General features: G+C 60.9%; 7 protein-coding genes. 6 read left to right on the plus strand and 1 reads right to left on the minus strand.

The genetic code is table 11. The features are described from left to right. Positions 1-769: type I glyceraldehyde-3-phosphate dehydrogenase (locus AC1DH9_RS14920; RefSeq protein WP_477808355.1), on the minus strand; the 769-nt coding region annotated here is incomplete at its 3' end. A gap of 224 nt (positions 770-993) precedes the next feature. On the opposite strand from AC1DH9_RS14920, the gene edd reads away from it, so the two are divergent. The 6 genes from edd to AC1DH9_RS14950 form a co-directional block, all read left to right on the plus strand. After that, positions 994-2,820, plus strand: coding sequence for a phosphogluconate dehydratase (gene edd / locus AC1DH9_RS14925; RefSeq protein WP_477808356.1), 1,827 nt, complete (start codon positions 994-996; stop codon positions 2,818-2,820). Then, positions 2,817-3,767 (plus strand): glucokinase, encoded by a 951-nt coding sequence (locus AC1DH9_RS14930; RefSeq protein WP_427536067.1) that lies wholly within the window; start codon positions 2,817-2,819, stop codon positions 3,765-3,767. The genes edd and AC1DH9_RS14930 overlap by 4 nt, the downstream gene beginning before the upstream one ends. A gap of 164 nt (positions 3,768-3,931) precedes the next feature. Continuing rightward, positions 3,932-4,663 (plus strand): response regulator, encoded by a 732-nt coding sequence (locus AC1DH9_RS14935; RefSeq protein WP_103314995.1) that lies wholly within the window; start codon positions 3,932-3,934, stop codon positions 4,661-4,663. Beyond that, a complete protein-coding gene (locus AC1DH9_RS14940) occupies positions 4,653-6,122 on the plus strand; it encodes an ATP-binding protein (protein WP_427536065.1) in 1,470 nt (489 codons plus the stop codon). Before AC1DH9_RS14935 ends, AC1DH9_RS14940 begins: the two co-directional genes overlap by 11 nt. A gap of 228 nt (positions 6,123-6,350) precedes the next feature. Then, the gene (locus AC1DH9_RS14945) at positions 6,351-7,610 is read left to right on the plus strand and encodes a D-mannose isomerase (protein WP_427536063.1); all 1,260 of its coding nucleotides are present in this window, start codon (positions 6,351-6,353) and stop codon (positions 7,608-7,610) included. A gap of 117 nt (positions 7,611-7,727) precedes the next feature. Beyond that, a partial coding sequence (locus AC1DH9_RS14950) for an ABC transporter substrate-binding protein (protein ID WP_477808357.1) occupies positions 7,728-8,504 on the plus strand: 777 nt, incomplete at its 3' end.

Here is an 8,504-nt window from a genome sequence, read left to right on the forward strand (position 1 = left end):
CAGCGCTGGCTTCGCGCTTGAGTTGCACGGTCAGGTCCACCAGCGACACATTGATCACCGGCACGCGCACCGACATACCGGTCAGTTTGCCGGCCAGTTCCGGCAGCACCAGGCCCACCGCTTCGGCGGCGCCGGTCTTGCTCGGGATCATGTTCTGGGTGGCCGAACGGGCACGGTACGGATCGACGTGGTAGACATCGGTCAGGTGCTGGTCGTTGGTGTAGGCATGGATGGTGGTCATCAGACCGCTCTCGATGCCCAGCTCGCGGTGCAACACCTGAGCCACCGGGGCCAGGCAGTTAGTGGTGCACGACGCGTTGGAAATGATCTGGTGCGATTGGCGCAGGATGTCGTGGTTGACCCCATACACCACGGTGGCGTCGGCGCCTTTGGCCGGAGCCGAGATAATCACTTTGCGCGCGCCGGCGCTAATATGGGCAGCGGCTTTGGCACGGTCGGTGAACAGACCGGTGCATTCGAACACGACGTCGACCTTCTCGGCAGCCCACGGCAACTCGGCCGGGTTGCGAATCGCGCTGACCGAAATCCGGTCGCCGTTGACGGTCAGGCTTTCCTGATCGTGCTGCACATCGGCATCGAAGGTGCCATGCACGGTGTCGTACTTGAGCAGGTGAGCGTTCATCGCGCTATCGCCCAAATCGTTGATGGCGACGATCTGCAAATCCTGACGGTAGCCTTGGGTATACAGTGCGCGAAGGACATTGCGGCCAATGCGGCCAAAACCATTGATTGCAATTCGTAGAGTCATATGAAAAGCGCCTTCGTCATATTTGTTGTTGGAATTACAAGATTATTCGCAAAAAAATAGAAAACAAGCCTTTTTAGTGGCAATATTTTGTTTTATCTACAACGAGTGACCTGAATCAACTGGTCCGAGTGGTCAAGAAAACCGTCAGCGCGTCACGCGTCGATGCCTCTTGACCAGCATAGACACGAACAGGTCGCCACATCCGTTAGCCTGGAGTTCTACACATGCATCCCCGCGTACTTGAGGTCACTGAACGGCTTGTCACCCGTAGCCGCGCTACCCGTGAGGCCTACCTTGCACTGATTCGCGGCGCCGCCAGCGATGGCCCGATGCGCGGCAAGCTGCAATGCGCCAACTTCGCCCACGGCGTGGCCGGATGTGGCACCGAAGACAAGCAAAGCCTTCGGATGATGAACGCCGCCAACGTGGCGATTGTTTCGTCATATAACGACATGCTCTCGGCGCACCAGCCGTACGAGCACTACCCGGAACAAATCAAACACGCATTGCGCGAGATCGGTTCGGTCGGCCAGTTCGCCGGCGGCGTGCCGGCCATGTGCGACGGCGTAACCCAGGGCGAGCCGGGCATGGAGCTGGGTATTGCCARCCGCGAAGTGATCGCGATGTCGACCGCTGTTGCGCTGTCGCACAACATGTTCGACGCGGCGATGATGCTCGGCATCTGCGACAAGATCGTGCCGGGCCTGATGATGGGCGCGYTGCGCTTCGGTCAYCTGCCGAYGATTTTCGTKCCGGGCGGGCCGATGGTGTCGGGCATTTCCAACAAGGAAAAAGCCGACGTGCGTCAGCGCTACGCCGAAGGCAAGGCCAGCCGCGAAGAGCTGCTGGAATCGGAAATGAAGTCCTACCACAGCCCTGGCACCTGCACCTTCTACGGCACCGCCAACACCAACCAGTTGCTGATGGAAGTCATGGGCCTGCACTTGCCAGGCGCATCCTTCGTCAACCCGAACACCCCGTTGCGTGACGCCCTGACTCGCGAAGCCGCGCATCAGATCACCCGACTGACCAAGCAAAGCGGCAACTTCATGCCGATCGGCGAAATCGTCGACGAGCGTTCACTGGTCAACTCGATTGTTGCGCTGCACGCCACGGGGGGCTCGACCAACCACACCCTGCACATGCCGGCCATCGCCATGGCGGCCGGTATTCAGCTGACCTGGCAGGACATGGCCGACCTCTCCGAGGTGGTGCCGACCCTGAGCCACGTCTACCCGAACGGCAAGGCCGACATCAACCACTTCCAGGCCGCGGGCGGCATGTCGTTCCTGATCCGCGAACTGCTGGAAGCCGGCCTGCTTCACGAAGACGTCAATACCGTGGCGGGGCATGGCCTGAGCCGTTACACCCAGGAACCGTTCCTGGAAAACGGTGAGCTGGTATGGCGCGAAGGTCCGATCGAAAGCCTCGATGAAAACATCCTGCGCCCCGTTGCCCGTGCGTTCTCGCCAGAGGGCGGCCTGCGGGTGATGGAAGGCAACCTCGGTCGCGGGGTGATGAAAGTCTCGGCCGTGGCGCCGGAACATCAAGTGGTCGAAGCACCGGCAATGGTCTTCCAGGACCAGCAGGATCTGGCCGATGCGTTCAAGGCCGGCCTGCTGGAGAAGGACTTTGTCGCGGTGATGCGCTTCCAGGGCCCGCGCTCCAACGGCATGCCGGAATTGCACAAAATGACGCCGTTCCTCGGTGTACTGCAGGACCGTGGTTTCAAAGTTGCGCTGGTGACTGACGGGCGGATGTCCGGCGCGTCGGGGAAAATCCCTGCGGCGATTCACGTCAGCCCGGAAGCCTTTGTCGGTGGTGCTTTGGCTCGCGTGCAAGAGGGCGATATCATCCGCGTCGATGGCGTCAAAGGCACCTTGCAGCTTATGGTGGACGCCGATGAATTTGCCGCTCGCACACCGGCCAAAGGCCTGCTGGACAACGGCATTGGTTGTGGTCGCGAGTTGTTTGGCTTCATGCGCATGGCCTTCAGCTCGGCAGAGCAGGGCGCCAGCGCCTTTACCTCTGCCCTGGAGACCCTTAAGTGAAACTAGCGCTGGTCGGTGACATTGGTGGAACCAATGCGCGTTTTGCGTTGTGGAAAGACCAGCAACTGGAGTCGGTCCAGGTGCTGGCGACGGCCGACTATGCCTGCCCGGAAGACGCCATCGGCGTCTACCTGAGCGGCCTCGGCCTGGCGCCCGGTTCGATTGGCGCGGTGTGCCTGTCGGTGGCTGGCCCGGTCAGCGGCGATGAGTTTCGTTTTACCAACAACCACTGGCGGCTGAGCCGCAAGGCCTTTTGTCAGACCTTGCAGGTCGATCGGTTGTTGCTGGTCAACGACTTCTCGGCCATGGCGCTGGGCATGACGCGCCTGCAACCGGGCGAGTTCCGGGTGGTCTGCGAAGGCACGCCGGAGCCGTTGCGCCCGGCCGTGGTGATCGGTCCCGGTACCGGCCTTGGGGTCGGTACCTTGCTGGATCTTGGCGAAGGCCGTTGGGCCGCATTGCCGGGGGAGGGCGGGCATGTCGACCTGCCGCTGAGCAGTCCGCGAGAAACCCAGCTCTGGCAGCACATCTACAACGAGATCGGTCACGTCAGTGCCGAAACAGCGCTGAGCGGCGGCGGTTTGCCGCGCGTCTACCGGGCGATCTGCGCAGTCGACGGGCATGAACCTGTGCTCGACACCCCGGAAGCCATCACTGCCGCCGGCCTTGCGGGCGACCCGATTGCTGTGGAAGTGCTCGAGCAGTTCTGCTGCTGGCTCGGTCGGGTGGCCGGCAACAACGTGTTGACCGTCGGTGGGCGCGGCGGTGTCTACATCGTCGGTGGGGTGATTCCGCGGTTTGCCGATTTCTTTCTCAAGAGCGGTTTTGCCCGCTGCTTCGCCGACAAGGGCTGCATGAGCGAGTACTTCAAGGGCATTCCGGTCTGGCTGGTGACTGCACCGTATTCCGGTTTGACTGGTGCGGGTGTGGCACTGGAGCAGGCTTGAGACCGCATTGACTTCATCGCGAGCAGGCTCGCTCCCACAGGGTTGCGTGCATTCAAATCCTTGTGGGAGCGAGCCTGCTCGCGATAGGGCCCTGACAGGCACCATAGATCCATGAACGATCAGGCATAATCCGCCCCAACACTAACAACAAGGATGCCTTCGAAGTGAGCTCAGTCAACAAGTCGATTTTGTTGGTCGATGACGATCAAGAGATACGCGAGTTGCTGGACACCTACCTCAGCCGCGCAGGGTTTCAGGTGCGGACCACGCCCGACGGTGCCGGTTTTCGCCAGGCGCTGAACGAGGCGCCGAGTGATCTGGTGATCCTTGATGTGATGTTGCCGGACGAAGACGGCTTCAGCCTGTGTCGCTGGATTCGCCAGCACCCGCGCCAGGCCCAGGTGCCGATCATCATGCTCACCGCCAGTTCCGACGAGGCCGACCGGGTCATTGGCCTGGAGCTCGGCGCCGACGATTACCTTGGCAAACCCTTCAGCCCTCGTGAGTTGCAGGCGCGAATCAAAGCTTTGCTGCGACGTGCCCAGTTCGGTCAGGAGCGCTCTGGCGGTGAGGTGTTGGCCTTCGATGAATGGCGGCTGGACATGGTCAGCCACCGGCTGTTTCACACCGATGGCGAAGAGGTGATTCTCTCCGGTGCCGATTTCGCGCTGCTGAAACTCTTCCTCGATCACCCGCAGGAAATCCTCGACCGCGACACCATCGGCAATGCCACTCGTGGCCGCGACCTGATGCCGCTCGATCGCATCGTCGACATGGCCGTTAGCCGTTTGCGTCAGCGTCTGCGCGATACCGACAAACCTCCTCGCCTGATCCGCACCGTGCGCGGCAGCGGTTATCAACTGGCCGCCAATGTAGTCGCCAGCAATGGCCACTGAGTTCTTCACTCGCCTGATACGGCGGGTGCCGGTACCGCGTTCGCTGCTTGGGCGGATGTTGCTGCTGACTCTGTTGGCGGTGCTGTTTGCACAGACGCTGTCGAGCGTGATCTGGGTTTCGCAATTGCGCGCCACGCAGTTGGAAGGGCTGGTCACCGCAGCCCGCAGCCTGGCCCATTCGATGACCGCCAGCGTCAGTTACTTTCGCTCCCTTCCGGTGGCGTACCGGCCGCTGGTTCTCGACCAGTTGCGCAGCATGGGCGGCACCCGTTTTGTGGTGACGCTCAACGACAAACCGCTGGAAATGCAGCTGTTGCCGCCGACCCCGCGTAAACAAGCAGTGTTGGTGGCGGTGGATGATGTGTTGCGCGAATCGCTGGGCGCGGACACCAATATCTCGGTGCAATTCGTCAGCCCGGATGATCTGCGGATTTTCAATGGCGGTTTGAAGCTCGACGAATTGCCGAGGTCCTGGGCGCATTACGCGTTGACCCTGGAACCAGTCAATCCGCCGGTGCTGGTTACCCAGATCAAACTGGCCGAGGGCGAATGGCTGTACATCGCTTCGCTGTTGCCCGAGCCCTATACCAGCCTGGAAGAGCAGGGCCTGCCGTCGCAGCAGGTCTGGTTCATCGTGCTCACCAGCGGTTTTCTGTTGTTGTTTATTGGCCTGTTGGTGCACTGGCAGAGCMGGCCGCTCAAGCGTCTGGCACGGGCGGCGCGGGACATGTCGCTGGGCGCCGAAGTGGAACCGGTGGCCGAGGGCGGTGGCAGTGAAGTGGTTGAAGTCGGCCGCGCCTTCAACGCCATGCGCGAGCGCATCAGCCGCTACCTGACGGAGCGTAGCCAGTTGTTCAGTGCCATTTCCCATGACTTGCGCACCCCCATCACGCGTCTGCGCCTGCGGGTCGAGTTGCTGGAGGATGAGCGGCTGCAAGCCAAGTTCGGGCGTGATCTGGATGAGTTGGAGCTGCTGGTCAAAGGCGCACTGCAATGCGTCAAGGACACCGACATTCACGAAAACATCGAGCCGGTGGACCTCAATCATGTACTCGATTGCCTGGTCGAGCCTTACCTGGCGCCCAACGGCAATGGTCGCGTAACCCAGCAAGGCCGGGCGCTGGCGCCGTATCCCGGCAAGCCGCTGGCGCTCAAGCGCTGCATCGGCAACCTGATCGACAACGCCCTCAAGTACGGGCAGAACGCCCATCTGCACATCGACGACGATGACAGCGCGTTCATTCTGCACGTCGACGACGAAGGCCCGGGAGTGCCTGAACAGCGACTGGAGCAGGTGTTCGAACCGCACTTCCGGTTGGCCGGACAGCAGCAGGGTTATGGGCTGGGGTTGGGCATTGCGCGCAATATCGCCCATAGCCATGGTGGGGAAGTGAGTTTGCAGAATTTGCGCGAGGGCGGACTGCGGGTGACGTTGCAGTTGCCTCGCAGTGCTGATTAGAGACACCGCGTTATCGTTCTTCGCGAGCAAGCCCGCTCCCACATTGGACTTGTGTACGACGCAAAACTACTGTGGGAGCGAGCCTGCTCGCGATGGCGTCAGTCCCTACAACACATGCCTCACGGCCAATGTCACAAGTCAGTGACATACCCGACCCCCTTCGTTACCCGCCCGCCACCGCCCGTTGTTTAGACTCTTCCCAGTCATAACAACAAAAACAGGCACCCTATGAACACCACCCCACCTGCCTTCAGCAGTTGGCTGACCGCACCTGCCCATCAGCAATGGCTGGCTGACGAAGGCTTGCGCCTGCTGGCTTTCGCCAAGGCATCGAAGCTGCCTGAAGGCTTTGGCAATCTGGACGAACACGGCCAATTACCGGCCGACGCCCAGGCCCGCACCATGAACACCGCCCGCATGACCCACAGCTTCGCCATGGCGCATATTCAGGGCTTGCCAGGGTTTGCCGAGCTGGTGGATCACGGCATCAACGCCCTCAATGGCCCGCTGCATGACGCCGAATTCGGTGGCTGGTTTGCAGCGCCTGATCACCGTGATGGCGATACCGGCAAGGCCGCTTACCTGCATGCTTTCGTGGCACTCGCGGCGAGTTCTGCGGTGGTTGCCCAAAGGCCTGGAGCAGATGCCTTGCTCAGCGATGCCATTGCCATCATCGAGCAGCATTTCTGGAGCGAAGAGGAGGGCGCAATGCGCGAATCCTTCAACCGCGACTGGAGCGAAGAGGAATCCTATCGCGGTGCCAACAGCAACATGCACGCCACCGAAGCCTTTCTCGCGCTGGCCGATGTCACGCAGGACAGCCGCTGGCTGAATCGCGCCTTGCGAATTGTCGAGCGGGTGATTCACCGGCACGCAGCGGCCAACGACCATTTGGTGGTCGAGCATTTTGATCGCGATTGGCAACCGTTGCGCGACTACAACCAGGCCAATCCGGCTGACCACTTCCGACCGTACGGCACCACGCCGGGCCATGGTTTCGAATGGTCACGGCTACTGTTACACCTCGAAGCGGCACGCGGGCAGGCGGGCATGTTGACTCCAGGTTGGCTGGTGAGCGATGCGCAAAAACTCTTCGCCAATAACTGCCTTCACGGATGGGACGTCGATGGCGCGCCAGGCATTGTCTACACCCTCGACTGGGACAATCGACCGGTCGTGCGCCAGCGTTTGCATTGGGTTCACTGCGAAGCCAGTGCCGCCGCCAGTGCCTTGCTCAAACGCACCGGTGAGGCGCAGTACGAAACCTGGTACCGGCGTTTCTGGGCGTTCAGCGACCGCTGTCTGATCGACCGGATTCACGGCAGCTGGCACCACGAACTAGACCCGCAAAACCGTCCGAGCGCCGAGATCTGGGGCGGCAAACCAGACCTCTATCACGCCTGGCAAGCGGTGTTGATTCCACGCTTGCCGCTGGCACCGAGCATGGCCAGTGCGTTGGCTCAAGGCTCTGACTCGGCACTTATGTAACCATGCAGTGACATTTTGCCGTCGCTTCGTTACCTGCCAAGCGATCTACGCTGTTTAAACTCGTTTGCAGCGCAAGCACCAGACTTGCATGCATAACAACAAGAAAGGTACCGCTAGATGAATGCGATTTCTCGCCTCGCCACTGTCGTTTCTCTTGCCACGCTGTTTCCCCTGACTGCATTTCCTCTCAGCGCACTTGCCGCCGATTCCAAAGGTTCCGTGGAAGTCGTGCACTGGTGGACTTCGGGTGGTGAAAAAGCAGCGGTCGATGTCCTCAAGGCTCAAGTCGAAAAAGACGGCTTCACCTGGAAGGACGGTGCGGTCGCCGGCGGCGGTGGCGCTACGGCCATGACCGTACTCAAAAGCCGCGCCGTAGCGGGTAACCCGCCAGGTGTCGCGCAAATCAAAGGTCCGGATATCCAGGAGTGGGGCAGCACTGGCCTGCTCAGCACCGACGCGCTGAAAGGCGTTTCCAAAGCTGAAAACTGGGACGGCCTGCTCTCGAAGAAAGTCTCCGACACCGTCAAATACGAAGGTGATTACGTCGCCGTGCCGGTGAACATTCACCGCGTCAACTGGCTGTGGATCAACCCGGCGGTCTTCAAGAAAGCCGGTATCGAAAAAGCCCCGACGACCCTCGAAGAGTTCTATGCCGCTGGCGACAAACTGAAAGCTGCGGGCTTCATTGCCCTGGCCCACGGTGGTCAGCCTTGGCAGGACAGCACCGTGTTTGAAGACGTGGTGCTCTCGGTCATGGGCCCTCAGGGCTACAAGAAAGCCCTGGTCGACCTGGACCAGAAAACCCTGTCCGGCCCGGAAATGGTCAAGTCCTTCACCGAGCTGAAAAAACTCACCGGCTACATGGACCCCAACCGCGCAGGTCGTGACTGGAAC

Source organism: Pseudomonas sp. 05T35 (genome assembly GCF_056396605.1).

Excerpts from the sequence above, each read along its gene's own strand:
- AC1DH9_RS14945 (WP_427536063.1), top strand. The coding sequence starts at position 6,351 with ATGAACACCACCCCACCTGCCTTCAGCAGTTGGCTGACCGCACCTGCC.